This window comes from Propionispora sp. 2/2-37 (assembly GCF_001298735.1).
GTDB lineage: Bacteria > Bacillota > Negativicutes > Propionisporales > Propionisporaceae > Propionispora.
In genome coordinates this window covers 70,960-96,125 of record NZ_CYSP01000012.1, presented here as the reverse complement: position 1 = coordinate 96,125, position 25,166 = coordinate 70,960, and the positions used below count along the sequence as shown (strand labels likewise).

The following is a 25,166-nucleotide window of genomic DNA, read 5'->3' as shown; positions in this document are numbered from 1 at the left end:
ATTAAAAGTGTATTTGATATTCTGTATTTTGTATTACATATGGTATCACTAGAGGCTGTGTATATTCAATTGGGAGGGTGTCTATATGTTAGTTACGATGCAAGAATTACTGAAAGTAGCGCAAAAAGAAAAGTTTGCCGTGGGAGCATTTAATGTTTCGTCCAGCGCTTTGCTGAAAGCGGTTGCCGATGAAGCGGAAGCCGCCAACTCGCCGGCTATTATTGCCATCCATCCAGATGAATTGAAGTTTATTACGGATGAATTTATGGCCTATGTGTTGGAACGCGTGGAGAAAAGTCCGGTACCGTTTGTCGTGCATCTGGATCACGGCAGTTCTTTTGAAGATATCATCCATGCCATTCAGGTAGGATTTAACTCGGTTATGATTGATGGATCGTGTCTTTCTTATGAAGAAAATATCGTGCTGACCCGGAAAGTCGTGGAAACCGCTCATGCGGTCAATGTGGCGGTTGAAGGGGAACTGGGGACTATCGGAAATACCGGAACTTCCATAGAAGGCGGCGTTAGCAAAATTACGTATACCGATCCGGTACAAGCGAAAGATTTTGTTGAAAAAACCGGAGTGGATTCTCTGGCGGTTGCGATCGGAACGGCACATGGAATTTATCCTAAAGGAGTAGCACCCGAATTACAAATGAATATCTTGCAGGAAATAACAGCGAAACTGGATGTGCCGATTGTCCTGCACGGCGGGTCCGCTAACCCGGATAGAGAAATTGCCGAGGCAGTAAAACTTGGTGTACAAAAAATTAACATTTCCAGTGACATTAAATTTGCTTTTTATCAAGAATGCCGAAGAGTTTTGTCAGAACAAAAATGGTGGGAACCGAACCAGATTTATCCTACCTGTCTCGAAGCAACGAAAAAAGTAGTTCGCTTCAAGATGAATTTATTTGATTCCATTGGTAAAGCAGACTGCTATGTAAGGAGGGGAAATAAGTGCTTGTAGATGATAAGCTAAGAGATGAAGTGGAAGGCATGTTTGAAAAAGCACACATTGTGTTAACTAATAAGGAAAAAAGAAAAATGGAATACACCGATTTTGGCATGGGCAATGTGTATGAAGAAGGCATGGAAATTGTTATTTATATCAATACGGACCGGTATTGCGCCAAAGATCTGGTGTTATTACCGCATCAAACCTGTCTGGAACACCGGCATCCAACGCGACCGGATGGAACACCGGGCAAGATGGAAACCTTTCGGTGCCGGTATGGAAAAGTATTTCTCTATGTAGAAGGAGAAGCAACGGAAGCGATTCAAGGTAAAGTTCCGGAAAAAAATAAGCAATGGTATACGGTAATGCATGAAATCGTACTCAATCCTGGGGAACAATATACCATTCAGCCCAATACACGCCATTGGTTTCAGGCTGGAGCTGAAGGAGCCATTGTAAGTGAATTCTCTTCCCCTAGCGATGATGCAACTGATATTTATACTAATCCGTATATGAAACGCACACCGGCTGACCGTTAGGCCTATGAGAGGGATCTGATGTTTGGTTGTAGGAGGAGCTTAGCGTGTATCCTTTAAAATTTGAACCTATTTATAAAGAACTGATCTGGGGAGGGCAGGCCCTGGCAAGGCTGTTTGGCAGAAAACTGCCCTCCCCGCAGGTCGGGGAAAGCTGGGAAATCAGTACATCCACAGGGGATGAGCCGCATCAGCAACGGAAGCTGGCGCGGGAAAACCCTGCAGGAAGGCATCGAACAGCAGCCGGAAAGCATGTTAGGCAAAGCCTGTGCGGAAGCCTGGTATGTAGTACAGGCGGAGCCGGGAGCGGAAATCATCTACGGACTGGCCGCAGCGGTCAGCCGGGAGGAACTTTTACAGGCGGTTGCCGGCGGGAAAATGGAAGCCGTAGTGCGCCGTGGCAGGTAACCCAAGGGACACGGGACTACCCGGAAGGCTGCTTTCTGGTGTACTGCGTTTTACGGGGAAAGGGACAGGTGACGGGTAATGGAGTGGGGACTCCGGTGCAGGCCGGTGACACGGTTTTAGTACCGGCAGGCTTGGAAGCGGTCGACCTTAGGGGGGAGCTTGATTTGCTGCGGATTTGGCAAAAAGCAGAGGGCTATTGATCCTGACAGGTGTTGCAGTTGGTTTTACAAAAAGAGAACAGGGACATGCTATTGTTCCTGAATAAAAGATGGAACTATTGAACAAGTCGATTTTCATCGATATAGGCAATAGTTCCATTTTTTTTGTCGAATAAATTTGTAAAAAGGCGGTCAGGCATGGAAATTTGCAGGTCTTAATATATACTTCCGCAGGCTGCGGAAGTTAAATGTCTAGGTGAAATCCTGAGATGACCATATAATGAACTTGTAGCAAGCGAGGTGTAAAGTGTTGGAGATTCAAAACAAAAGGGTTTTAAAAATACTCGAACTGTTTGATACGGAAAAAAAAGTACTTGATAGTGCCAGTATGGCGGCTTTAATTGGTGTGAGTTCAAGAACGATCCGCAATGATATTAAAGAGTGCAATGCCCTGCTTAAGGGACAGGGAGCGGAAATCCGGCCGGAACCCGGTGTCGGGTATATGATGAAAATCCATGATGAGGATCGTTATGCGGCGTTTAGAAAGGTACAGGGTGGAGAAGGCGGGAAAGTCTGGCTAAAGAACCCTATCATTCCTTCTGATCACAATGACAGGATTTCCTTTATTATAGCGGAAATTCTGCTGAACTCTTTACACCAGAGGGGCGTCACGGAGTCGGAGTTGGCTGATGAACTCTTCATTAGTCTTTCGACATTAAAGAAATACATGAAAGACATCAAAAAAAGCTTGCGCCGGTTCAGTATGGAAATTACAACTGACCGCATAAAGGGTATTGGCATTAAAGGAGATGAAGCCCAAATCCGTTATTGTATGTCGGAATATATTTTTAACAGCAACGAATTAGTCGATTTGACCCAAAACGGGTTTTACCGCCATGTCTTTTCACTGGAGGAAATTAATAAAGTACAACAAATTATGCTTGAGGTTATTCAAAAATACAATATCCCCCTGACCGATATTGCTTTCAAGAATTTATTGGTGCACCTTATGATTACGCTGAAACGGGCAGACAGTAAAAATACGACAGAATACAGCCGCGAAGAGATGACCAATTTAGAAGAATCAGCCTACTTTGCCGTAGCGCAGGAAGTGATAGCTGTGATTTTGAACCGGCTACATATTAATATCACCAATGAGGTTTATTATTTGACACAACATTTTATATCCAGCAAGAAACTGGATCATGAAGAAGATACGCAGGTTAAACGGGAATACCGGATACTGGTTGACAGTATTTTGACAAAAATTCAAGCGGATATTGGAATTGATTTGTCGGAAGATGAAGAATTAATTTCCGGATTAATGATCCATTTAGGAGCGGCCGTTAACCGCTTAAAATTTAATATGAATATTCGCAATGAGATTCTGGCTCCTATTAAAAAAAATTACCCGTTGGCCTTTGAGATGGCGGTGATTGCCAGTGAAGTACTGGCAAAACAGGAAAAACTGCAAACCAATGAAAACGAAATGGGTTTTCTGGCCATTCATTTCGGCGCAGCCATGGAACGGTACAAGGGTAATGCAAAGGCGGCGATGACAGCAATCATCGCCTGCGGAACCGGTCTCTCCACCGCGATGTTTGTGAAGAGTAAATTGCAAAGAAAATTTGGCAGGCAGCTGCAGATTGTGAAGGTCAGTCCGCTTTATGAAATAACAGAAGAATCAGTTAACAATGTTGATTTTATCTTTACGACCGTTCCAATCCGGGGAATCCAGTCAGAAAAGATTATCCAGGTGGAGCCGATTTTGACGAAAGAGGATCTTGGCAGAATAGAAACAATCATTATGGGAAAAGGAGCAGAATATCATGAGCATTTTTTTCGCAAAGATTTATTTTTCCCAAAGTTAAAAGCAAATACCAGGATGGACGTCCTGGAAAAATTGACGGATGTGATGCTGAAAAAGGGATATATCGATCAAATCGGAAAAAAATCGGTATTTGTGAGAGAAAAGATGGCGTCAACGGAACTGGGAAGTTTGATTGCCATTCCCCATGCGCTGGAAAATCATGGCGAAGAAGCGGTCATTGCTGTGGCTGTACTGGAAAAGCCGATTCATTGGGATAAAGAAAAGGTACAGGTTGTGTTTCTCCTGAGTATTCCGAAAAGTAAATGCCGGGCATGGGAACCGGTTTTTGAGAGATTATACCGGCATTTTATCAGCGACTTTGGTATACATACGTTGATTAAAAATCCAAAATTTGAAGTGTTGATGGAAAAACTAGAACAATACTAGAAGAGGGAGCTAAACACAGGATGTTAGAAGATTTAACCAGCGAAGAACTTGTCTGCCTGAATATCGATGCAAAAGACTGGGAAGATGCAATCCGTAAAGCTGCAGGCGTATTGCTAAAAAATGGAAAAATTAAACCATCCTACATTGAGGCGATCATAGAGACGGTTAAAGAAAGCGGACCGTATATTGTCATCACGAAACATGTTGCCCTGCCGCATGCACGGTCTGAGGCCGGTGCACTTAAAAGCGCCATCGGAATTGCGACACTTAAACAGCCGGTTGCCTTTGGGAACAGGGAAAACGACCCGGTCAAATATTTGTTTTGCCTGAGTGCCAGGGATAGTGACAGTCATATCAGCGCTTTAGCAGATTTGATGGCGCTATTGGAGCGCAAAGATTTTTATGAATTGCTGGATCATACGACAGAAGCGTTTGAGGTCATTCAATATATTAAAAATTTACAAAAAGAAGGGTGAAGAAAATGTCATTTAAAGGATTGGTTGCCTGCCGGGCAGGCGTAGGATCAAGTCTGATGCTGAAGATTAAATTAAATCAGGTGATCACTGAAAACAAACTGCCGATTACCATTGAGCACGGCTCGCTTGATTCCATAGTGGGCTTTAACGGCGGAATCATCATTACGTTGAGCGATGTTGCCAAAGAATTGGAAGCAAAGAATTTGCCACAGAAAATCATTGGTATTGACAATATTATGAACAAGGCGGAAATTCTGGCCAAATTGAATGCTTTTCTGGCCGAGGCCAGGTAGGACTGGAAGAACACCTGTGCTAGAAGAAAATTGGTTTGTAACAGCCGGATGCCGGCCTGGGAGTAAGCTTGTTAAGTGTAACAGCTTTTGAAGGCTGCTAATTTACAAAAGGTAAATAAAATTAGAAAGGTATGTTAATAAAAAGTTTTCATAATGTGGGAGGCAGAAGTCATGGACTTTATCGTTAGTTTATTGAGTAATCCGGCGATGATGCTGGGTTTGGTCGCTCTTATTGGATTGCTTGCGCAGAAAAAATCGGGAACAGAGGTATTTACCGGAGCAGCTAAGACAGCTATTGGTTTTCTGATTTTTGGTATTGGGGCCGGAACGATGACCGGAGCATTAAAAAATTTCAATGAAATGTTTCAGAAGGGGTTCCATATCTCGGGTGTCATTACATCACCGGAAGCGGCTACCGCTCTGGCCCAAGGTACATATGGCTTTGTAACGTCATCCATCTTGATTTCGGGATTCATTATGAACCTTGTGTTTGCACGCATTACAAGATTTAAAAATGTTTTTTTTACTGGCGGGCATAGCTTGTTTTTTGCCTGTGTATTGGGTCTGATTTTAAAATTTTATGGTTTTAGTGACACTGTTGCGATTCTGACAGGCGGTATTATTTTAGGCTTCTGCTCTGCTTTTTTACCACAGCTTTGTCAGCCGTTTATGCGTAAGATGACCGGCCATGATGAGCAGGCCATCGGCCATTTCAACATGCTGGGTTATGCTTTATCCGGTTATATTGGCAAATTGTTCTTTGCCAAATGGGGTGATCAAACTACAGAAGATATTAAATTTCCGGCATGGCTGTCCTTTTTCCGCGACTTTTTGATGGGCTGCGCAGTGGTAATGTTGTTATTGTTTTATAGTTCGGCTTTGGCAGCAGGTCCGCAGATTGTTTCGAAATTGGCCGGATCGACACATTGGCTGGTATTTCCGGCATTGCAGGCGCTTTGGTTTACAGCCGGAATGTCGGTTCTGATGACAGGTGTGCGGATGTTCTTAGGTGAAATTACGGCGGCATTTGTTGCTATTTCGGAAAAATTTATCCCCGGCTCCCGTCCGGCTTTGGATGTGCCGACCGTATTCCCCTACGCGCCGACGGCGGTCATCGTCGGGTTTCTTTGCTCTTATGCGGCAGGTTTGATTGCCATCGTCACAATGGTCGTTTTTAAATTCCCGGTTGTCATTATTCCGGCTGCACATATCTGCTTCTTCTCCGGCGGTACGGCAGGCGTTTTTGGCAATGCCTATGGCGGCTGGAGAGGAGCCATGCTTGGTTCCTTTGTCGTTGGGTTATTGCTGGCTTTCCTTCCTTGTGTATTATATCCGTTATTTGGCGAGATGGGAGTGCTGGGGTCAACCTTCCCGAATGTTGATTATAATATTGTCGGGATGATCCTCAATAATATACTGGGTAGTTTTCATTAAATTGTGTTCAATATAAAAATACGCGTGAAAGCAGGTTGTTTTAAGGGGGTAGGTATGATGACTGGAAGCGGTAAGGAAGCGCTGCAGAAGTATGTGATGATTTCTATGAATGAGGTTGACACGTTTATTAAGCGGCTGGATATAGAAAGTATTGAAGCGGTTAAACAATTAATAATCGATGCTGAGAAAAATAAAAATCGCGTTCACGTAACAGGGATAGGAAAGCCTGGGCATGTGGCAGGGTATATCGCCGCTTTATTATCATCAACGGGAACGGCAGCGTATGAATTGGATGGAACGGAAGCGGTTCACGGATCTTCGGGACAGGTTGCTGCCGGGGATGTGGTTATTGTCATCAGTAACAGCGGTGAGACAAATGAACTGCGGGTTACCGTAAACGCATTGAAGAATAACGGCGCTAAGATTATTGCCGTAACAGGCAACAAAGAGTCCTGGCTGGCAAGACAGGGAGATGCGACCTTGTTTGCCGGCGTGACTCAGGAAGGCGACGCGCTTAATAAGCCGCCGCGTACATCGATTTTAACCGAAATCATTGTGCTGCAATGTTTGAGTGTGCTGCTGCAATACGAAAAAAATTTGGATGTGAAACAATATGTGAAATGGCATCCGGCCGGAGCCATTGGGAAGTCAATATGCGAAGGAATGTGAGAGTATGAAGGTAAAAGGCATGATTACGGCGATGGTGACTCCGTTTGACGGACAGCAACGCATCAATCGGCAGGCAACAAAGCAGCTGGTAGATAAACTCATCCTGAAGGGTGTAGATGGAATTTTCATTTTAGGAACTAATGGAGAATTTCATGTGATGACCGATGATGAAAAGGTGGAATTTGCTCAAGTCGTTGTTAAAGCAGTTGACAAACGTGTACCTGTTTATGCAGGGACCGGCGGCAACAGTACAACGCAGGTAGTTGAATTATCTAAACGTATGGAAACAACAGGAGTGGATGCTTTATCCGTTATCACTCCATTTTTGGTGCCGATAAAACAGAGCGAGTTAGTAGAGCATTACAAACGGATTGCTGCCAATGTGAATTTACCGGTGCTGCTCTATAACATTCCTAAGAATACGGGGATTAATATAGAGCCGGAGAGTGTGCAGGAATTAGCCAAAGTGGATAATATTATCGGTATTAAGGATAGCAGCGGGGATATTCACAACCTGGAAGCTTATGTTCATTTGAGCCGGGGAATGAATTTTAGCGTTTTATCGGGCTCGGATTCACTGATACTGAAAGCGCTTCAAGCAGGTGCGGCCGGTGCCATTGCAGCCACCAGTAACTTATTGGCGGATATTGATATTGCCATCTACCGCTATTTTATGGAGGGAAACTTGGAGAGTGCGCAAAAAAAACAGGGCGAAATCGAAGCCTTGCGGGCAGTTTTAAAGCTGGGGACAGTTCCGTCGATGATTAAGCGGGCTGTGACTTTGGCGGGTATTGATGTGGGGGCAGCACGTTATCCTGTGAGTAAAACAACACCGGAAATTGATGAAAAAATTAAAAAAATGCTGGCATATTATCAGCTCCGGCATTCGGGATAAGGGGGTATTGGCATGTTAAAACCCAGTATATTGAACCATATTGAAGCGACAGGAGCGATGGCGATTGTCAGAACCGAGACGGTTGAGCGGGGGATTGAAATTGCGGAAGGCTGTCTGGCTGGCGGTGTGGATGTTATGGAGATCAGTTATACACTGCCGAATGCCAGCGACGTAATTCGTGCCTTAATCGAGACATTCGGGGATAAACTGATTGCCGGAGCAGGAACGGTATTGGACGGAGAAACAGCCCGCCTGGCCATTATTGCCGGCGCCAAATTTGTGATTGCACCAAACTTTAGCAAGGAAGTGGCGCGCGTATGTAATCGATATATGATTCCGTATATGCCGGGATGCACCTCCGTTACGGAAGCCGTTAAAGCGTTGGAAGCAGGTGCTTCTATGATCAAAGCCTTTCCCATTTCTAATTTTTATGGGCCAAAGCTGATTAGTATATTCAAGACACCGATACCGTACATGCCGATTTTGGCAAGCGGTGGAGTTACCGTTGCTAATATTCCGGAATGGATACGTGCGGGTTGTGAATGTCTTGGTGTTGGTGGTTTACTGATGAAAGGTACTAAGGAAGAAATCATGGAAAATGCAAAACAGATTCGTATGCAAATTGATAAGACGAGAAAAAAATAGTACGGTTTTGATGAGCTATTTGGATATATCCATTCTGGGGAAACGATATTAATATCCAATTTTATTATTGTCGACAGCAAATTGGATATTTACGCTGTTTTTTATTTTCGCTAAGATTGTAGGAAGGAACAAAATGAGGTGGCGAAAATGGAGAACGGATGGAATATTGATAAACCGGAGAGCCTAGCGTGGGCTGATGTGATGCAGGGAATTCTCGAAAGTATACCCATATTGCTTGGCGTAATACCTTTTGGAATAGCCTGTGGCATAATGGGCTTGAGTGCAGGGTTGACCGCACTGGAAGTTGTACTCATGTCTATGCTGGTTTTTGCCGGGGCGTCCCAGTTTGTTAGTATCACTATGCTGGCGCAGGGAGTTACGAATGCGGGATTGATTGCGTTAACCACGCTGTTAATTAATTTGCGGCATTTGCTGATGGGAGCATCGCTTGCGCCATATATCAATAAGCTGCCTGCTGCATTGCAGGCATTGCTGGCTTTCGGTTTGGTCGACGAAACGTACGCCATTACCATTACCAAGTCACAGCGGGATGGATATAAGCCAGGATATCAACTAGGCAGTAATCTTACGGCTTATTGTTTTTGGGTGTTCTCCACGATCATCGGGGCGGTATTAAGTAGTTATATTGCCGATCCCTTAGCGTGGGGGCTGGATTTTGCTATGCCGGTAACTTTTCTGGCATTGTTGGTTCCAAGGATTCTCGATAGAAAGGGTTTTTCGGTATTTTGCGTTTCGGCTCTTGCGGCCGTACTGGGCACTGCATTTTTACCTGGGAAATGGTATATCATCATCGCCTGTCTGGTAGCGGGTTTGGTCGGAGGTTTGCTGGAAGCAGGTGAAAACGATGCGGCCTGATATGGTTATCCTTATTCTTGCTATGGCAGCAGTAACCTACTTTACCCGAGCCGGAGCTTTTGCCATACTTCATCGTACCGGGATTCCCGTATGGCTCGAAAGATGGTTAAAACATATACCCACCGCAGTGTTGACGGCCTTAATTATGCCGGCCCTGTTGTTGCCTAGGGGTGTCATTGATATAAGCTGGCAAAATCATTATCTGATGGCGGGCCTTTTGGCAGCCTATGTGGCTTTCAAGACCAACAATGCGTTGCTGACTATGGCATGGGGGATGTCTGCCATGTTTATTATGCGCTGGAGCGGATTTTAGTGTTAGAATGAAATAAAGCCAAGGAGGATTGCGCCATGTCCATTTTTCCGGAGCCAATACTAAAGTTGCCGGAAGCGGATATCCCATTACAGGGAATACGGGCATATCTATCTCAGGGAGATAACCACCAGATAAAAAAGCATCTGCTGCTGAAGGAAGAAACTCCTGCCTGATTTGCTGGATTTGGCAGGAGTTTTGTGTATTTTATGGAAAATAAAGTAATAATCATATGTTGGTGGAAGATGATCATAGGGTAATCATTAAAAGACGAAGAAGGTGTTAACCGTGGAGCGTCAAACAGCGTATCAGCTAATACTGGCTTATAATGAAGCTTGGGTTAATAATGATGCAGAAAGCGTATTGGCTTGTCTTACTGACGAGTGTGTTATTATCGAATCCCACGGACCGACCTATAGGGGTAAGAAAAATGTAAAAAGGTGGTTGGATGAATGGCTTGCAGAAAAAAGTACGGTGGATAAATGGGAGATTTTATCGTTTACCTATGAAGATAACCGTGCTTTTTACGAATGGGATTTTGCCTGTACTGTTAAAGGCACAGCATATCACTTAAGAGGAGTCAGCAAGGTTGTTTTTCGTGCAGGAAAAATGGAAAGAATTCATGAATATCGCATGACCCGGCCTGCCTATGAGGTTTTTACTAAATAACAGAACTGGTTCATCAATATCTTAATGGGTGAGAAGCGAAAGAACCGTCCCTGAATAACCTTTAGAAAAGTGGAGATACTAAATTGAACGGGTTGCAGTAAGTACAATGTCTACGCTTATAGAATGAGAGATAATAGGGTTCTACCAGGGAGGATGAAATGGATAAGGGATTATCAGCATGGCAGTTGACCATGATGGCACTGGGAACAGTTTTTGGCGGTTCCTTTTTTCTAGGTTCAGCCGTAACCGTTAAAACTGCGGGGCCGGCTATTGTACTTGCCTATCTATTAGCCGGGGTACTGGTTTATATTATTTTGTTTTCCCTATCGGAAATGACCGTAGCCGATCCGGCACCGGGTTCGTTTCGTACTTTTGCTCAAAGAATTTATGGGGAGGGGGTAGGTTTCGTAGTAGGCTGGGTGTATTGGACAGGCCTTGTTCTGGCCATGTCCAGCGAAGCGACGGCTGCCGCCATCCTGCTAAAGACCTGGCTGCCGGGGATTTCCATCGCCATTGCCGGATCAGCTATTATTATTACCGTCACCTTACTGAACTTACTTGGCGCTGAACACTTGAGCAAGCTGGAAAGCGGCTTGGCAGTGGTGAAAGTTTTCTCCATTATCGGCTTTATCCTGTTGGCTTTCAGCCTGATAGGAGGTTTTGTACAAGGGGTACCTGCAATTGGAATATCCGTTCTTGCAGCAGAACCTTGGCTTCCGGCAGGGCTTGGCGGGCTGGCCGGCAGTATGCTCATTGTCGTGTTGACCTTTGCCGGTTTTGAAATCATCGGCTTGGCGGCACCTGAGAGCAGTAACCCCAGGCGGACGGTCCCCCGGGCTATCCGTTATACCGTCGGGGCTTTAGTCGGATTGTATCTGCTGGCTTTTCTATCCCTGTTGCTGCTGATCCCCACTACGGCACTGTCAGAAAATGAAAGCCCCCTGGTGGCTGCTTTGGCAAGATGGGGGCTGACCTGGGCGGGAACCGTTATGAATGTTGTACTGATCATTGCGATCCTATCGACTATGCTTGCGGCCATGTTTGGCCTTGGACGGATGGTCCGGTCGCTGGCAACCGACGGGCATGCACCCTTATGGATTAAGGATGAAGGAAACATCCCTCGCCGCGGGATTTTATTTTCCGGTGCAGGCATGCTTGCCGGTATGACCCTGGGGTTTGTGCTGCCTCAAACGGTATACCTCTTTCTTATCAGCTCCGGCGGTTTTTCGCTGCTATTTTCTTATAGCGTTATCCTGGCCACCCACTATAAGTTCCGCAAAGCCTGCGGCTGTCCGCCGGCAGGACAGTGCCAGCTGCCCGGATACCCCTATACATCCTGGCTGGCTATTGTGAGTTGCGGCGCTGTTATCGTAAGTATGCCGCTTGTCCCCGGACAAGGAGCCGGACTGCTGGCAGGTTTGATACTGGTGGCTCTCTATACCGCAGTTTTCTTTGTCCGGACCCGGCTTGGTAAAACGGCTAAGGCTCAGCAGAATATGCAAGCATCGGCGGTGTTGAGACCGCAGTTTGAAATGGCGGAAGAGTTGCAGCCCAAAACCGGGGAAGACAATGAACACAAGGGACCGGAGCCCTGACTCGCATGGCAGCCTGAGCTGTAAAGCCTCAACCCGATATTATCGTTTCGGTTTCGGAGCCGTTGTTTTGCCTTCCTTTGGTTTAGCCGAGGAGAGGCTAATCCTTGGTTTAATCGTCTTTGGCTTAGGTAACGGTGTCGCACCGGATTTTTTAATAGCGGACTTTTTATCCGTTGATTTAACCTTTTCCGATGGAATGGATGATGGTTCGACATTAGGTTTTACGTGAACTGGCGGCGTATTATCCGGCTCACTGGCAGGCTTATATATTGGAGGCTTAATTTGGATTGCGTTAGCCAGGGCTGCCCGTTCCTGTAAGCGCGGATTGCCTGTCAGCAAAGCTACCTGCGAATGTGGATGGGCCCGTACCATTTCGAAATAGGAGGCAATCAGTGCATCATAATCATTAGTTAAGTCGAGCCACGGCAGTGTTTCCGGCGATTTTTTTTGAGTACCGTCAGCTAAATAAACGATGCTGTGATCAGTAATTTTTATTCCTTCCATTATATTACCCAGCTTGGCATATTGCAGAATTTCCGTTTTGATGTTGCCATGAGCTTTTTGTGTATTTGATTTATCAATTTCCTTTAATATTGTGGATAATATGATGATTTTAAATTTAGTTATCTCATTAAATTCCCATGAGTCAATTTTTGGACAGTCCGTTAAAGTTTGCATATCAGGGATAAGCAAGCAGTAATCCTCCGTTACCTGGTAGGCTGCAGAGATTAAATTAGCTTGCAAGTCTATCTCATATACAGCGTTTTTAAAATAGTCTTCTTTGTCCATTTTAAAGAGAAATCCGGTTTGTTTGATCACACTTAGTACTCTTTGGGCGGATGATTCCAGCATGTCCTGTTGAGATTTAGACAGGTCATTTCTTAAAAAACGTACTAAGCTGATGAAGCAATGATAATCATTACGCAACTGGTCTTGTAGTTCCCGTCCGTTGTCGTTTAATTCTTCCCAGCGGTAATCACCGGTCATGGACATGATGATCCTTGAGAAATTCCAGCGTGCAATTTCAGAATATCCCATGAGGGTATGTAATAAATTCTTTATTGTTGAAGCTTTCAAATTCATCATCTGGATTATAGTTTGCAAATCCTTACTCTCCTTTCCGGCAGTTATATATTTTCATAATTATACTCCTTGAATATTTAATTATCGTTTTAAAATAAAAAAACTCAAAACAAAATAGAATAAATAAAAACAGCAGCATGGTCTCTATATCGGGACCATACTGCTGTTTTCCTTTAACCATGCGGTGAACTACATTGCAGATCAATTTATTCCGCCGAATCTCCGCCTTTATGTAGTTTTTTGCCTTCTCCTGCAGCAATGCCGGTATCGGTGTGATAGGGGCTGTGGCTGTTGATTGTCGGTTCCGCCACGGGAATGCCTCTCTGAATAAGAAGCTCGCGAAGAATCCAGGGTTTATCGGTAATGAGGCCGTCGACGCCCATGTCAATCAGCATGTTCATTTTATCAGGACTATTTACCGTCCAGGGCACCACTTTCATACCCAGCTCATGGGCTTCGCTGACTAATTCATTGGACAGTTCCTCCCAATAAGGAGATACGACATCGGCCCCAATGGCCTTGGCCGCTTTCACATAATCGCCTTTGAAATCATCAATATCAAGACCGGCCATCCACGGGGAAGCTCCCGGTTCGCCGACCTGGCGGCAGACGCTGTCGCGGCCCCAGGATGGCTGCTCGCAGGTCAAAGCTACCAGGGTGATCTTAGGGTCTAACTTATTTATTTCTTTCAGCGTTCTCCAGTCGAAAGACTGAACCATGACTCGATTTTCCATGTGATATTTTTTTACAATTTCATAAACCTTTTTGGCAAACACAGCGGGAGCCGGATTGTTTTTCGCTTCGGCAAATGCGGGATCGGGATAGGATTTTGTTTCAATATTAAACATGACCTTGTCATTCCCATAGGCAGCTGCTAACTCGAATACTTCTTCCAGTGTGGGCATTTTGGTTCCGGGGACGGCTATTTGGGTTTTACCATGACTTTCGTAATAATCGCCGGCGGCCGGATTCATGGTTCCCAGATCAAATTGCTTAACCTGGGCCAGTGTCATGGTCCGGATATCATATTTGCCGGATTCGACGTATTTCCCGTCAGGACCTTTGGCTAAATGTTTGTTCATAGACGAATTGTGGCTAATCACAATTCGACCGTCCCTGGTCATTTGCATATCCATTTCCAAAGTGGTTACCCCTAATTCCATAGCATAGGCAAAGGAAATTAGCGTGTTTTCCGGGCGGGCGTCCCGTCCGCCGCGATGTGCTTCCAGATCGAAGATTTGGGGAAGAGGTTTGGCATACGTAACGCGAATATCATTCATAGTAGCCCCCGATACCAATAGGGTAGTTGTTAAACCTGCCATGATAAAACATTTCAAGAATCTCCCTGCCTTATTCATACAAATCCCCCTTGTAAGTCATTCTATGTAATTCGGAATGATTTTATTATATATTGGAAAATAAAGGGATTTGTTAACGTCATATTATGATTAGATTAAATGTATAATCACAAAAATCAGATCATATTTCTACCGTTTTTTTCAATTCTGAAATTACCTTATCTTTTGGTAAGGAAGGTACGGTAGCACCGCCAATGATTATTTCTTGAGCAAGCCGTCTCCCGGATCCTGCAGCTTACCAATGGATTGAAAAGGGTAAATTACGATTCTAATCGCTTTACATTCTTGTATATTACTGTTTATTTATTTGATCTAATGCCCATTTGGCAACCTGTCGCACGTTATCGTGGGGATCTGCAAGGGCCTGGTGGAAATATGTCTGGTATTTCAGTAAATTCTCATTAGCCATAGCCCGTATGGCATTATATTTCCAGTGTGCTATATCCTGCTTGCCAAGATACCAGAAAACGGGGCTGGATTTTTTCCAGATAGGTTGCCTCGTCCATGGAAAATACGGCTTCGAGAGTGAGCAAATCCGGCAGAGGGAAGGGATCAGGAAAATAGCCGCTGTTTCCCTGCCAGGTTTTCCTGTTTACCGGGCAGACGTTTTGACAGATATCACAGCCATATAGCCAAGTTCCCATTTTAGGCAGTACGTTTTCCGGCGGAAAAAAACCGGGTGTAAACGACAGGTAGGCAATGCAGTTAGTCGCGTCCATGGTTAACGGTGCCGACAAGGCATCAGTGGGACAGGCTTTAACGCACTTAGCGCAGCCTTCCGGACAGGAATAGCGGGTGCTATCGTTAGGCGTTTCGTAGTCCAGCGGTTTGTCGATAACCCAAGTGTCAATCCAGTTCCAGGACCCGTGATCCGTATACACGAAGTTGTTGTTACGGAATTTTCCGAGTCCGGCACGAACCGCTGACCAGCGGGCCGGTACCACATTCTGGGCTGTCCGGAACCCAAGCTCCTGTAAGAACTGTTCAAAGGCAACGTAACCGGCATGTTCCTTAGCATAAGGTAATCTGCCGTCAACCAGGTAGGTCCTGCCGATCAGACGGTCCAGGCCATCAGGTATCCTGTATTTATCATACCGTCGCAGGCAGACAATAATGGATTGTGCCCAATCGATATTTTCTTTCGGGTCAACTAATCTTCTTAAACGGTTGTAAAACCGGCCTGAATGCGGAAACAGGTTGCTTCGCGTGTCAAGTTGAGTCAAAAATTCATGGAATTTTACGGCTGCAATGATCCCGCAGGAGTCGTAGCCTAACGCTTTTGCCTTGGCCTTAATTTTCGCTTCGGTACTTTCCGTTTTCATAACCCCCTTGCTATTTTTAATAGAGGTAACTACACCAAAGTACTTTAAGAACGGGGAGAATCGATCTGATAATTAGCATCTTGCAACTCGAACATTATTAAAGGAGTTTAGCTTATCAGCAGGAATTTCCTGCTAAATTATGGTATTAATTTGAAAGGAGTTTTCCAGGCCATTTGAGAAATAACGAAACCGTTGTCAAGATACCTGACTGGATCACTGCAAAACAAACTGCTGCGCAAAGCCGGCGGTACGGTTAAGAATTTTTGGGAAAAGTACGATAAATAAGCTAGAGATGCTAAATTTTTGGAAAGAAAGTGGGGATTGTATGGATTTGCAGGGAGTTTCGGCAATGGTGAAAAATCAGACTGCCTATGATGGGGGACAGAGCCAGTCTTCTGCGGAAACAGACAGCAGCAGTGGCGGCTGGAAGTATATGACTGTCAAAGAGGGCGGTCGAGTATATACTTATTTGGTGATCGGTAAAAATATGAGAGTTTTGATTGGTGAGAGTTCTGAGGAAACGGATAATAAAGACAAGAAATCGGCAGACGGAAAAGATAATGCTGCCGGCGGAGCGGAGCAGGCAAATACGTCCGCCGGTAATGACTTTTCAGGCAGCGCGGACAGTTTTGCCATAAACGGGCAAAAAGAAAAAAATGGTGTCAAAACTGATTTCCTTATGGATACCAGCATGTTTGCGTTAACAGGTTATTATCAGGAAAAAATGCGGGAAACCATCAAACAGTTAAGCAATTCGATTGGCGATGGTTCGAAAGGGGCCGTAACTGTCGATATCGAAGAGCAAGCGGGAAAATAAAAACAGGATACCAGTCTTTCCGTCTATTTTTCGAAACGATGTGTGTAGCCTGGCAATCAGAGTGGATTGATTGCCAAGAAGCGAAAGAACCGTCCCTTTGGCGCGGGTCCAGGATGTTATGATTGCATAGAGTGCACCATAGCTGACAGCTGGTCGCCGGAAATTGCCTCCTTATCTTTAAGAAAGCGAGCGACTTCATGCAGCACCGGCAGATGTTCGGTTAAAATGGTTAGAGCGGTTTTTTGCGCTTCCGCCACCAGCCGTTGAATTTCCTCGTCAATATTGGCAACCGTAACCGGGCTTAAATCTTCCCGGCTTACAATTGCACTTTGCAGGTAAGCGCCGGTGATGGCGGCATAACGGACCGGCCCCAGTTTTTGTGACATACCAAACTCTGTGACCATCCGCCGCGCCATTTCCGTAGCCCGTTCTAAGTCATTGGCTGCTCCGGTGGAGGCTTCCTGAAAAATGAGCAGCTCCGCAGCCCGTCCTCCCAGCATGACGGCCATCCGGGCCTTAAGCTCATTCTCACCGATTAAGTACCGGTCTTCTTCCGGCATTTGCATGGTATATCCCAGTGCGCCTTTGGCCGTGGGAATGATGCTGATTTTATGGACCGGGTCTGTCCCGGGAAGGTAGTAAGCAATAAGCGCATGACCGACTTCATGATACGAAACCTTAGTCCGGATATCCTCGGAAAGAGGGGTTTTCCGCTGCAATCCGGCCACCACCCGCTCAATGGCCAGATCAAAATCCGCCATGGAAAGAAGCGAGGCACCCCGCCGGATTGCCAGCAGGGAAGCTTCATTAGCAATATTCGCCAGCTCGGCTCCGGAAAAACCTGCCGTTATTTTTGCCAGCCGTTCAATATCGACATCACTGTCCAGCGGCATCTGGCGGGTATGAATGCGAAGAATTTCAAGCCGGCCGGGTTCCGTAGGCAGGGTGACCTGAATCTGGCGGTCGAAGCGTCCGGGCCGTATGAGCGCCGGGTCCAGAATCTCCGGACGGTTGGTTGCCGCCATAATAACTACACCGGAGTTAGGTTTAAAACCATCCATCTCGGCCAGCAGCTGATTCAGGGTATTTTCCTGTTCGCTATGTCCTCCGATTCGCCCTGCACTGGTACGGGCCTGCCCAATAGCGTCAATTTCATCAATAAAGATAATGCAGGGTGCTTTTTTCTGGGCCTGCTGGAACAGGTCGCGTACCCTGGCAGCGCCAACTCCAACAAACATTTCTACAAAACTGGAGCCGGTCAGAAAGAAAAAAGGAACTCCCGCTTCTCCCGCGGTTGCTTTGGCTAACAAGGTTTTCCCCGTCCCGGGTGATCCGGCCAGCAGGACTCCTTTAGGGAGCCGGGCCCCCATCCGGCTGAATTTTTCCGGGTTTTTCAGATACTCGATGATTTCCCGCAGTTCCACTTCCGCTTCGCCTGCACCGCCGACATCACTGAATTTAACACCAATCATTTCACCTTGAATCTCATGGGCCTTGCTTTTGCCCAGGGACATGGCACTTGGACCGCCTCCCATGCGTTTAAACAGAAAATACCATATCAGCAGCAGCGGCAGCAGCGGCATCAGCCACCCCAGCAAAGTGGAAAACAAGCCCTGGGTGGCTGCCTGTGCCGAAAAATCTACCCCGGCAGCCGCCAGGCGGTTAATTAATTCAGGATCATTAACCGACACGGTATTGCCCATGGTTTCTTTTTGTCCCTCAGCAGCTTTCAAAGTAAAAATGATACGGTCGCCGTTTAGAACAACCTTGCTTATCCTATTTTCATTTAAATTTTGTAAAAAGGTACTATAACTCACTTCCGTTTCGCGGATAATAAACGGTTTGTAAACAAGATCGTTAAAAATCCAGGTGACCAGCAGGGCGATGATAAAAAACCAGGTGGAAAAATTTCGTTGCTTTTTGTCCATGCTATCCTTCCTCATATGCTTATACCTTTTCTTCGTGGTTATTATCATTACCATTTATCCTGAATTTATTATAGCGGGAGACTGCCGGACGGCGGCAGAAGTGGCCTGGTTTTTAGAATGAGTATGCTGCAGGATTTTTTATGATTGGAAAGAAATAAAGGCTTTTAAAGAGGAACGGTAATGAGGTGTTCTTGACAATATTTTATAAACTACATATAGGAGAGAAAAGCTGAAATAACCCTTGATCCGGTCTGGAGATGTTATATTGAAGGTAGCCAAAATTATTCTGGGAAGATCCGTATGTAACGCAATTGGAAGTAAACATAACAAGTGTTGACGGTGACTATGCCACCGTTGGAAGAGGAAAAGAGCAAACTGAGATTTATTTAAAGTAAGGGACTGGTATAATATTCTCAGGAATCAATAGATTCAATACTTTATCAGTAGGGGAGAGTGGTTTGTTTGAATAGTGTAGCAGGCAGCATAATGAATCAGCTGATAGCCTACTTTCAGGGAGATGTCAGAAGGATCAATCACGCACTTAAGGTGTATGGCTTGGCAAAAAGCATTGCGGAAATGGAGAAACTGCCGGCGGCAACACAGGAAGTTCTGGAAGCGGCAGCTATCTTGCATGATATCGGCATTAAAAACAGCGAACAAAAATACAACTCTGCTGCCGGCACCTACCAGGAACTCGAAGGTCCGCCGGTAGCAAAAGCTTTGCTACGGGAACTCAATCTGCCGGTAGAGATCATTGATCGAGTCTGTTTTCTCATCGGGCATCATCATACCTATTCAAAGATTGAAGGTGTGGATTTTCAAATATTGGTTGAGGCAGATTTTTTGGTCAATATTTTTGAAGACGGCATAAAGAAGGAACAGATAAAAGTCATACGGGATAAATACTTTAAGACTGCTGCGGGAAAAGCCTTGTTGGACAGTATGTACCTTAATGATTAATAGGTAAATAAGAAAAGATCAGCTCACCCGGCTACTGATAAAGGCCGGGCGGGCTGAGCGTTTAATAAGGATGGCCGGACATACATTTATTACCCTCTTGTTGCCGAAAATGATTGTGTAAAAGCAGAAAGCCAGTTTTTTTTAGAAAAGGTATTTTCCGGTTCGCTAAATGTGATGTTTGCTAATTTTCTTGAGGAGAAAAATTTATCAGCTGCCGAAATAGAGAAATTAAAACGTATCCTTGAGCAAAAGCAAAAATAAAGGATGAGCAGGCAGGCCGGAAAATAGATTACATGTCAACGGTAGCCGGCATGATGGGTATGGATGATTATTCTATTGGGGTAAACAGGCCTTTATTTATCCGGATAGTATGACTGCAGCCTGATCCCATCTAGGCCGTGCTTTGCGGATAAATTATAAAATTAACTACCCAATTTCCGGTTACCGGATACCGGCTTTTCCGAATCTATGCCAAGAACCGGAAAGTTCCATCCATATTTAATGCAGCAGAGCCGCAGGCCTGTTGTGACTCCAAAGCAAAGATATAAAGGAATAGAACCGGCAAAGTACATCTGGGAATAATAAAGGACCATGGCCCCCATGATGGTAGTGATTGCATAAACCTCCTGACGGAATACATAGGGAATTTCCTTGACCAGCACGTCGCGGATAACGCTTCCGCCGATTCCTGTAATGACGGCAACGGTAGTTATAATAAATACAGAATCCAGGTTGTGTTGAATCGCCAGCTTGGCGCTGGTAGCCGTAAAGGCGCCTAGACCGATGGCATCGAATATTTGAATCGTATGTTTATATTGCTCTAACCAGCGGTAGGTGAAAAAAACCCCGATAGTCACCACCGAACTAATAATGAAAAAAGTAGGGTCCCGAAATGTCAACGGCGGCGTATTGCCAATAATAACATCCCTCAATACTCCACCGCCGATCGCTGTTGTTATGGCCAATACTAATACGCCGAAGACATCTAACCGTTTTTGTATCCCGGTTAATGCACCGGAAACGGCAAAAGCCACTATTCCCATAATCTCAAACACATTCCACGCTGTCATGTTTTTTTCTGCCTCTCCTCGCATATCCTCTTACATTCCTTCGCTATTTTATCATAAATTTCAACAAAATGCTGCCGAAAAAGAAAAAACAGTTGTTATGTCCAATATGGCAAGAAATTCAGGTAAATAGAATAAATAAACCGAGAGTGGGGAAACGGATTCCCCCAGGTCTGACCTTCCGAAAGGACAATAAGGAGGGCGGTTAATCCCAGTCCAAATGAGAGTATCCCCTGCCAGTCCGTTGTCGTGGGAGTATCCGTATCTTCTAAACCAATAACTGCAAAAGGTACAGCTACGAAAAATAAATATTTCAGAGGGAGCTCGTGATAGTTGTCCTTGACGGTTACCAAAATATTCCTTATAATTTGAATAAGTCAGTTCATGGAGTGATCGTTATGGCGCGGCCGCAAAAAGACCCTAAAATACGCATCAATGAAATTTTAGATGCTGTCGAACCTTTATTTTATGCTAAGGGTTATCATGAAACCAGTATTGCTGATATTGTAACAAGCATGGGTGTAGCGCATGGAACGATATATTACTATTTCAAATCGAAAGAGGAAATATTAGAAGCATTGATTGACCGTCAGCTTTTGATTTTTTTATCAGAAGTAAAAATGATCCTGCGGACTGATCATATTTCTCCTCTCCAAAAGATTCAGGTAATCATACAGAGCCTTTTAAAGAATCTATATCGCAATGACGGATTATTGTTTGAATTTCTATATAATGAACGTACTATTCATTTTTTGGACAAGCTATCCCGGCAGGGAAGAGAATTAACGAAACCTTTGTTTTTGGAGATTATTGAGGCGGGAATACAAAAAAAGTATTTTCAAATCAGTAGGCCGCAAGCTGCAGTCAATCTCATTCAGGCTATCATAGATTCTTTAATTAAAGCGATTTATGCTAAAATGCAGGAAGATTTACTGGCAGATCAATTTACATTAGCAGAAGAGCTTATTGAGCATGTATTGGGAGTAGAACAGGGAGCAATAAATATCCATCAAATGAAATCAATAGCTGTTCAATAATTGTGGAGCGTTTCTTTTTTTAGCTAATTATTTGACTCGAATCAAATAATCGGAAATATGGTTTAGAAGTTCCAATATCTCTAAACAGCTATAAAATGCCGGGAAATCAAGCATGGACCCAGGATTGATAGCGGGGAGGAACCGGAAGATGAAATTGATAGCCTATGAAATTGAAGAGGATGAAGTCAAATATTTTAAAGAAATTGCAGCAAACTTGATTATAGAAATTGTTTATACGGAAAAAACGTTAAACGATAAAACGATAGAAATGGCCCGGGGCTGTGACGGAGTTAGTATTCTTGGCCAGAGTAAAATTGATTCTGCCATCATGGATCAATTAAAGGCTCTTAATATCCATTATCTTTCTACCAGAACCATTCGTTATGATCATATTGATATGGACTATGCAAAACGGATAGGGATAAAAGTAGCTTATTCGAGTTATGATTCAAAGGCTGTTGCAGAATTTGTTAGAGGTTCCGATAGTTTGAAAAAGCAGCAGGATACCGATATGTTTTTGTATGCTGATGCAGTGGTAAGAAATATGGTTATTAGTAGTGTATATGCCCTGGTTTCATTCGTAAATAGAGGAGATAATAATAATCCGGCTAGTTTATATTGTAAATAGCCGGATTATTATTTGGATAATATAGAAACGGCAGTAAGAGATGCGCCGTTTAATGCTTTTTCAGGCTTATCACAACTGAGAAAATTTATCCATTGATACGGATTCCACTTACCGCTATAATGATACCAAGCCTCAATATATCCTTTGAAGGAGTGATAGGATGAGACTAAAATTGATTCTTGGTACGATTATACTGATCCTGGTTCTTGGTACTACCTACCAAATAACCAATTATCAAAAGCAAGCAGGCGAAGCGAAAATAACACAACTGACATCCGAGGCCCAAGTGAATCAGCAAAAGGTTGAGGACTTGCAAAAAGATATAGCCGTTCTAAGGCGTGAACTGGCGATCCAGAGGGAAGTCTACCCAACCAGCCGTGGTGGGAGGCGGGTGGCTCGCTACATAGACGGCGCACAAGTGACCTGGTATAACGACAAAGGGAAAACAGCATCAGGCACAACAGCCACCTCGGGCAGAACGGTAGCCGTTGATCCCAACTTGGTTCCGCTAGGGTCGGAGGTGGAAATTGTCATGCCTGACGGCAGGGTGTTCCAGCGTATTGCAGAAGATACCGGAGGAGCGGTCAAGGGTAAAGTGTTTGATGTTCATATAGATGCTTCAGACGAAGAATTATATGAGTTAGGCCGTACTCATGGGGTGAGAGTCTTTGTTCTTGATCCATCGCGGTATCCGAGCTTCTGAACGTGCCGAAATTACATAAACTGGACGCATCAATAACCGTATGTAACAGAAAAACAATCAACAAGCTTGTTCAACTGCTAAACACCGGGAATTGATATTTCCAGTACTTGTGTAGCATTAACCGGCCTGCATCTTTTCAGATGAGGCCGGTTTTTGGTTATATACACTGTTACAATCGCTGGCATCTTTGACAAGACATTGGCAAGGGTTGGTCTAAAATAAGTAGTAATTGAGCCGGAGGGTAATATGTGAAACCAGGGTCATTGGTATTATACAACTTCTACTTTCTTTTTTCTCAGGCTGTCGATAAAGTTCGCGCCTACGTCCAAATTGCTTTGTACCAGCTCCGGCGGTGTCAAAATTCGCAGCCGTTCTCCAGTCCCTGGATCGTATGGGGGATCCCTTCAGGGAAAAACCAAAGATCACCGACGAAGATATCGCCGATGAAATTACGTCCATCCTGGTCCACTGCAGTTACACGGGCACTGCCGTCCAGTACATAAGCCCATTCCGTTTGGGAATGCCAGTGCATTTCCCGCACGCCACCCGGTGTCAACGCCATATTTACGCCCGCCAGAGTTGTTGGGACCGGCAGCTCCCGGATGGTCACTTCCCGCGACCATCCGCCGTGATTTAAAGTCATATGGGCATCGGAAAAAGAGAATTTCAAGTTGGGAATTAAGCCGGCATCAGTTTCCGGCCGGATGAACATATCAGGATTTTCAAGGTCCCGCGCAATGTTGCGCGGACCGAGGTCGAGGGCTCCGGCACCATCGCCCCGGATGGGTTGCGGTATGTCCTTACACCAAGACCGTTTAGTCATAGTCCATTCTCCTTTTACATAATATATTATATCTTATGTATATTATATCTTATGTAAAAAATAGAAGAGTGGCCAATAACGGTAATGAAAGAGTGCATTGATGACCGGAATTCTGGAAGAATATTCTCGAAAGAGGTATAGAGGATAGAATGAGCGTCCCTATGTCCGGAGTTTTTTGTTTATATTTTTATTTTTTGGGAATACTACAACCGGAGGTGAAAACAATGCTCTGGTTTCTATTGATTGGCATCATATCCGGCTGGCTTGCAGGAAAAATATCGCGCGGCGGAGGCTTTGGTATTTGGGGCGATCTTATAACAGGGGTCATAGGTTCATACATTGGAGGGTTCTTATTTAACCTGATGGGATTCACAGCGTATAGCACGATCGGTGCAATTATTGCAAGCACGATCGGCGCTATTGTATTTCTATGGGTGATACGTTTGTTTCGTCCTGTGGCATCTGCCGCACAAAAGAAAGATTAATTTACATGCGTTCCATTCTTCTTTTAAAGGTTATTTTATTTCCCGGTAGCTCGGCTGCCGGGTTTTTTATGGTTAGATAGCAATTTACTTAGGAAAATGCTATCTATTTTAGGCAAATCTCTGCTGTTTTGATTGAACTAGGCTATATTACAAATCCAGGAGAACGGCAATTGCAAACACCTGATTACCAGCCGCTTTAACCTTAAGCTTAATTGGAGAATATTATATATTAAGATATTATGTTAATGGAGGGTGGCAGGGAAAAGCGTGAACAGTGATGATCCGTTAAATCATTCATCTTGTCTGGACGTGTTGGTAGCTCTAATATTATTCATGGAATCAATGGGTGAACAATCAATATCTGTTAAAACGCTGAAGGCAGTGTTAAATCATTATAATATTGTAGAATAAATGAAAGGAAATTCCCAATAATCATTTTTCCCAATAGGATTGACATAGTGGTAGTGTGTTCATTATGCTGGCCAGTAGGCAGGAGGCAGAAGTTTTAATTTAAGATAAACTTCTGCCTCCTGCTATTTAAATTAATTCCCACTTTGAACCATAGCGACTCCCTTAGTGTGTTCATCAAAAATATAAAAATTTTTATGTTTTAGGCGGTCTTTGTGCTGGTGGCAGGGAGATGACGTTTGATACCACTTCTCATTGGCAGTATACAATGGTATGATAAAGGTATAGATATGTTACTTTCCATAAACAGGTTGCATACAATGTAGAATAGAAATATAAGAAAACATGTAAGGAAGGACTAATGCCCA

The 25,166-nt window shown here is 44.4% G+C and carries 28 protein-coding genes and 1 pseudogene; 23 read left to right on the top strand and 6 right to left on the bottom strand.

Annotated features, from left to right (window positions below; translation table 11 throughout):
• Window positions 1–85 precede the first annotated feature (85 nt).
• The 16 genes from P22_RS13785 to P22_RS13720 all read left to right on the top strand — a co-directional run bounded on the left by P22_RS13785 (window position 86) and on the right by P22_RS13720 (window position 12,179).
• Complete coding sequence (locus tag P22_RS13785; RefSeq protein WP_054260832.1) at window positions 86–970, top strand: ketose-bisphosphate aldolase; 885 nt, start codon at window positions 86–88, stop codon at window positions 968–970.
• Window positions 961–1,497 (top strand): D-lyxose/D-mannose family sugar isomerase, encoded by a 537-nt coding sequence (locus tag P22_RS13780; RefSeq protein ID WP_054260831.1) that lies wholly within the window; start codon window positions 961–963, stop codon window positions 1,495–1,497. Before P22_RS13785 ends, P22_RS13780 begins: the two co-directional genes overlap by 10 nt.
• Window positions 1,498–1,611: 114 nt before the next feature.
• Entirely contained in the window at window positions 1,612–1,902 is a 291-nt protein-coding gene (locus P22_RS20585) for a cupin domain-containing protein (protein WP_216598081.1), read from the top strand.
• Between the two features lie 38 nt (window positions 1,903–1,940).
• The gene (locus tag P22_RS20580; RefSeq protein WP_156318968.1) at window positions 1,941–2,102 is read left to right on the top strand and encodes a hypothetical protein; all 162 of its coding nucleotides are present in this window, start codon (window positions 1,941–1,943) and stop codon (window positions 2,100–2,102) included.
• Window positions 2,103–2,367: 265 nt separating this feature from the next.
• Complete coding sequence (locus P22_RS13770) at window positions 2,368–4,317, top strand: BglG family transcription antiterminator (RefSeq protein WP_235814655.1); 1,950 nt, start codon at window positions 2,368–2,370, stop codon at window positions 4,315–4,317.
• Between the two features lie 20 nt (window positions 4,318–4,337).
• Entirely contained in the window at window positions 4,338–4,793 is a 456-nt protein-coding gene (locus P22_RS13765; protein WP_054260828.1) for a PTS sugar transporter subunit IIA, read from the top strand.
• Window positions 4,794–4,798: 5 nt separating this feature from the next.
• Complete coding sequence (locus P22_RS13760; protein ID WP_054260827.1) at window positions 4,799–5,086, top strand: PTS sugar transporter subunit IIB; 288 nt, start codon at window positions 4,799–4,801, stop codon at window positions 5,084–5,086.
• 171 nt (window positions 5,087–5,257) lie between these two features.
• Window positions 5,258–6,520 (top strand): PTS ascorbate transporter subunit IIC, encoded by a 1,263-nt coding sequence (locus tag P22_RS13755; protein WP_054260826.1) that lies wholly within the window; start codon window positions 5,258–5,260, stop codon window positions 6,518–6,520.
• Between the two features lie 54 nt (window positions 6,521–6,574).
• Window positions 6,575–7,189 carry an SIS domain-containing protein gene (locus P22_RS13750; protein WP_156318967.1) on the top strand — a complete coding sequence of 205 codons (615 nt, stop codon included), beginning with the start codon at window positions 6,575–6,577 and terminating at the stop codon, window positions 7,187–7,189.
• Between the two features lie 4 nt (window positions 7,190–7,193).
• Entirely contained in the window at window positions 7,194–8,084 is an 891-nt protein-coding gene (gene dapA / locus P22_RS13745; protein WP_054260824.1) for a 4-hydroxy-tetrahydrodipicolinate synthase, read from the top strand.
• A gap of 12 nt (window positions 8,085–8,096) precedes the next feature.
• Window positions 8,097–8,729: a beta/alpha barrel domain-containing protein gene (locus tag P22_RS13740; RefSeq protein ID WP_054260823.1), complete on the top strand. Its 633-nt coding sequence runs from the start codon at window positions 8,097–8,099 to the stop codon at window positions 8,727–8,729.
• A gap of 147 nt (window positions 8,730–8,876) precedes the next feature.
• Complete coding sequence (locus tag P22_RS13735) at window positions 8,877–9,605, top strand: AzlC family ABC transporter permease (RefSeq protein ID WP_082378501.1); 729 nt, start codon at window positions 8,877–8,879, stop codon at window positions 9,603–9,605.
• Entirely contained in the window at window positions 9,595–9,918 is a 324-nt protein-coding gene (locus P22_RS13730) for an AzlD domain-containing protein (protein WP_054260822.1), read from the top strand. Before P22_RS13735 ends, P22_RS13730 begins: the two co-directional genes overlap by 11 nt.
• Before the next feature lie 35 nt (window positions 9,919–9,953).
• Window positions 9,954–10,091 carry a hypothetical protein gene (locus P22_RS20575; RefSeq protein WP_156318966.1) on the top strand — a complete coding sequence of 46 codons (138 nt, stop codon included), beginning with the start codon at window positions 9,954–9,956 and terminating at the stop codon, window positions 10,089–10,091.
• A 112-nt stretch (window positions 10,092–10,203) separates the two neighbouring features.
• Complete coding sequence (locus P22_RS13725) at window positions 10,204–10,584, top strand: nuclear transport factor 2 family protein (RefSeq protein ID WP_054260821.1); 381 nt, start codon at window positions 10,204–10,206, stop codon at window positions 10,582–10,584.
• A gap of 158 nt (window positions 10,585–10,742) precedes the next feature.
• Window positions 10,743–12,179 (top strand): amino acid permease, encoded by a 1,437-nt coding sequence (locus P22_RS13720; protein ID WP_054260820.1) that lies wholly within the window; start codon window positions 10,743–10,745, stop codon window positions 12,177–12,179.
• A 39-nt stretch (window positions 12,180–12,218) separates the two neighbouring features.
• Here P22_RS13720 and P22_RS13715 read toward each other — a convergent pair whose 3' ends face one another.
• The 3 genes from P22_RS13715 to P22_RS13700 all read right to left on the bottom strand — a co-directional run bounded on the left by P22_RS13715 (window position 12,219) and on the right by P22_RS13700 (window position 15,942).
• Window positions 12,219–13,283 (bottom strand): hypothetical protein, encoded by a 1,065-nt coding sequence (locus P22_RS13715; protein WP_054260819.1) that lies wholly within the window; start codon window positions 13,281–13,283, stop codon window positions 12,219–12,221.
• A 185-nt stretch (window positions 13,284–13,468) separates the two neighbouring features.
• Window positions 13,469–14,620, bottom strand: coding sequence for a glycerophosphodiester phosphodiesterase (locus P22_RS13705; protein ID WP_054260817.1), 1,152 nt, complete (start codon window positions 14,618–14,620; stop codon window positions 13,469–13,471).
• Between the two features lie 422 nt (window positions 14,621–15,042).
• Complete coding sequence (locus P22_RS13700; RefSeq protein WP_054260816.1) at window positions 15,043–15,942, bottom strand: epoxyqueuosine reductase; 900 nt, start codon at window positions 15,940–15,942, stop codon at window positions 15,043–15,045.
• Between the two features lie 349 nt (window positions 15,943–16,291).
• On the opposite strand from P22_RS13700, the gene P22_RS13695 reads away from it, so the two are divergent.
• Window positions 16,292–16,759, top strand: a complete 468-nt coding sequence (locus tag P22_RS13695; protein WP_156318963.1) for a hypothetical protein — start codon at window positions 16,292–16,294, stop codon at window positions 16,757–16,759.
• 116 nt (window positions 16,760–16,875) lie between these two features.
• Here the strand turns inward: P22_RS13695 and ftsH are convergent, their stop codons facing one another.
• Window positions 16,876–18,687, bottom strand: a complete 1,812-nt coding sequence (gene ftsH / locus P22_RS13690; protein WP_054260814.1) for an ATP-dependent zinc metalloprotease FtsH — start codon at window positions 18,685–18,687, stop codon at window positions 16,876–16,878.
• A 486-nt stretch (window positions 18,688–19,173) separates the two neighbouring features.
• Here ftsH and P22_RS13685 point away from each other — a divergent pair, with 486 nt between their 5' ends.
• A complete protein-coding gene (locus tag P22_RS13685) occupies window positions 19,174–19,647 on the top strand; it encodes an HD domain-containing protein (protein WP_054260813.1) in 474 nt (157 codons plus the stop codon).
• Window positions 19,648–19,722: 75 nt separating this feature from the next.
• Window positions 19,723–19,908: pseudogene (locus tag P22_RS20125) on the top strand (BlaI/MecI/CopY family transcriptional regulator); the annotation flags it as partial.
• 161 nt (window positions 19,909–20,069) lie between these two features.
• Here the strand turns inward: P22_RS20125 and P22_RS13680 are convergent.
• Entirely contained in the window at window positions 20,070–20,717 is a 648-nt protein-coding gene (locus tag P22_RS13680; protein WP_054260812.1) for a trimeric intracellular cation channel family protein, read from the bottom strand.
• Window positions 20,718–21,040: 323 nt separating this feature from the next.
• On the opposite strand from P22_RS13680, the gene P22_RS13675 reads away from it, so the two are divergent.
• The 3 genes from P22_RS13675 (at window position 21,041) to P22_RS13665 (ending at window position 23,082) form a co-directional block, all read left to right on the top strand.
• A complete protein-coding gene (locus P22_RS13675) occupies window positions 21,041–21,751 on the top strand; it encodes a TetR/AcrR family transcriptional regulator (RefSeq protein ID WP_235814654.1) in 711 nt (236 codons plus the stop codon).
• 148 nt (window positions 21,752–21,899) lie between these two features.
• Entirely contained in the window at window positions 21,900–22,379 is a 480-nt protein-coding gene (locus tag P22_RS13670) for a Rossmann-fold NAD(P)-binding domain-containing protein (protein WP_054260810.1), read from the top strand.
• A gap of 160 nt (window positions 22,380–22,539) precedes the next feature.
• The gene (locus tag P22_RS13665) at window positions 22,540–23,082 is read left to right on the top strand and encodes a 3D domain-containing protein (RefSeq protein WP_054260809.1); all 543 of its coding nucleotides are present in this window, start codon (window positions 22,540–22,542) and stop codon (window positions 23,080–23,082) included.
• Window positions 23,083–23,437: 355 nt separating this feature from the next.
• On the opposite strand, the gene P22_RS13660 is transcribed toward P22_RS13665, so the two are convergent.
• On the bottom strand, window positions 23,438–23,905 hold the full coding sequence (locus tag P22_RS13660) for a cupin domain-containing protein (protein WP_082378497.1): 468 nt from the start codon (window positions 23,903–23,905) through the stop codon (window positions 23,438–23,440).
• Window positions 23,906–24,129: 224 nt separating this feature from the next.
• Between P22_RS13660 and P22_RS13655 the strand changes: the two genes are divergently transcribed.
• Window positions 24,130–24,390 carry a GlsB/YeaQ/YmgE family stress response membrane protein gene (locus tag P22_RS13655; RefSeq protein ID WP_054260808.1) on the top strand — a complete coding sequence of 87 codons (261 nt, stop codon included), beginning with the start codon at window positions 24,130–24,132 and terminating at the stop codon, window positions 24,388–24,390.
• The last annotated feature ends 776 nt before the right edge of the window (window positions 24,391–25,166 follow it).

Coding starts and splice junctions, on each gene's coding strand:
- P22_RS13785 (WP_054260832.1), top strand. CDS start 86: ATGTTAGTTACGATGCAAGAATTACTGAAAGTAGCGCAAAAAGAAAAG.
- P22_RS13765 (WP_054260828.1), top strand. CDS start 4,338: ATGTTAGAAGATTTAACCAGCGAAGAACTTGTCTGCCTGAATATCGAT.
- P22_RS13760 (WP_054260827.1), top strand. CDS start 4,799: ATGTCATTTAAAGGATTGGTTGCCTGCCGGGCAGGCGTAGGATCAAGT.
- P22_RS13755 (WP_054260826.1), top strand. CDS start 5,258: ATGGACTTTATCGTTAGTTTATTGAGTAATCCGGCGATGATGCTGGGT.
- P22_RS13750 (WP_156318967.1), top strand. CDS start 6,575: ATGATGACTGGAAGCGGTAAGGAAGCGCTGCAGAAGTATGTGATGATT.
- dapA (WP_054260824.1), top strand. CDS start 7,194: ATGAAGGTAAAAGGCATGATTACGGCGATGGTGACTCCGTTTGACGGA.
- P22_RS13740 (WP_054260823.1), top strand. CDS start 8,097: ATGTTAAAACCCAGTATATTGAACCATATTGAAGCGACAGGAGCGATG.
- P22_RS13735 (WP_082378501.1), top strand. CDS start 8,877: ATGGAGAACGGATGGAATATTGATAAACCGGAGAGCCTAGCGTGGGCT.
- P22_RS13730 (WP_054260822.1), top strand. CDS start 9,595: ATGCGGCCTGATATGGTTATCCTTATTCTTGCTATGGCAGCAGTAACC.
- P22_RS20575 (WP_156318966.1), top strand. CDS start 9,954: ATGTCCATTTTTCCGGAGCCAATACTAAAGTTGCCGGAAGCGGATATC.
- P22_RS13720 (WP_054260820.1), top strand. CDS start 10,743: ATGGATAAGGGATTATCAGCATGGCAGTTGACCATGATGGCACTGGGA.
- P22_RS13705 (WP_054260817.1), bottom strand. CDS start 14,620: ATGAATAAGGCAGGGAGATTCTTGAAATGTTTTATCATGGCAGGTTTA.
- P22_RS13700 (WP_054260816.1), bottom strand. CDS start 15,942: ATGAAAACGGAAAGTACCGAAGCGAAAATTAAGGCCAAGGCAAAAGCG.
- P22_RS13695 (WP_156318963.1), top strand. CDS start 16,292: ATGGTGAAAAATCAGACTGCCTATGATGGGGGACAGAGCCAGTCTTCT.
- ftsH (WP_054260814.1), bottom strand. CDS start 18,687: ATGGACAAAAAGCAACGAAATTTTTCCACCTGGTTTTTTATCATCGCC.
- P22_RS13685 (WP_054260813.1), top strand. CDS start 19,174: ATGAATCAGCTGATAGCCTACTTTCAGGGAGATGTCAGAAGGATCAAT.
- P22_RS13680 (WP_054260812.1), bottom strand. CDS start 20,717: ATGACAGCGTGGAATGTGTTTGAGATTATGGGAATAGTGGCTTTTGCC.
- P22_RS13670 (WP_054260810.1), top strand. CDS start 21,900: ATGAAATTGATAGCCTATGAAATTGAAGAGGATGAAGTCAAATATTTT.
- P22_RS13665 (WP_054260809.1), top strand. CDS start 22,540: ATGAGACTAAAATTGATTCTTGGTACGATTATACTGATCCTGGTTCTT.
- P22_RS13660 (WP_082378497.1), bottom strand. CDS start 23,905: ATGACTAAACGGTCTTGGTGTAAGGACATACCGCAACCCATCCGGGGC.
- P22_RS13655 (WP_054260808.1), top strand. CDS start 24,130: ATGCTCTGGTTTCTATTGATTGGCATCATATCCGGCTGGCTTGCAGGA.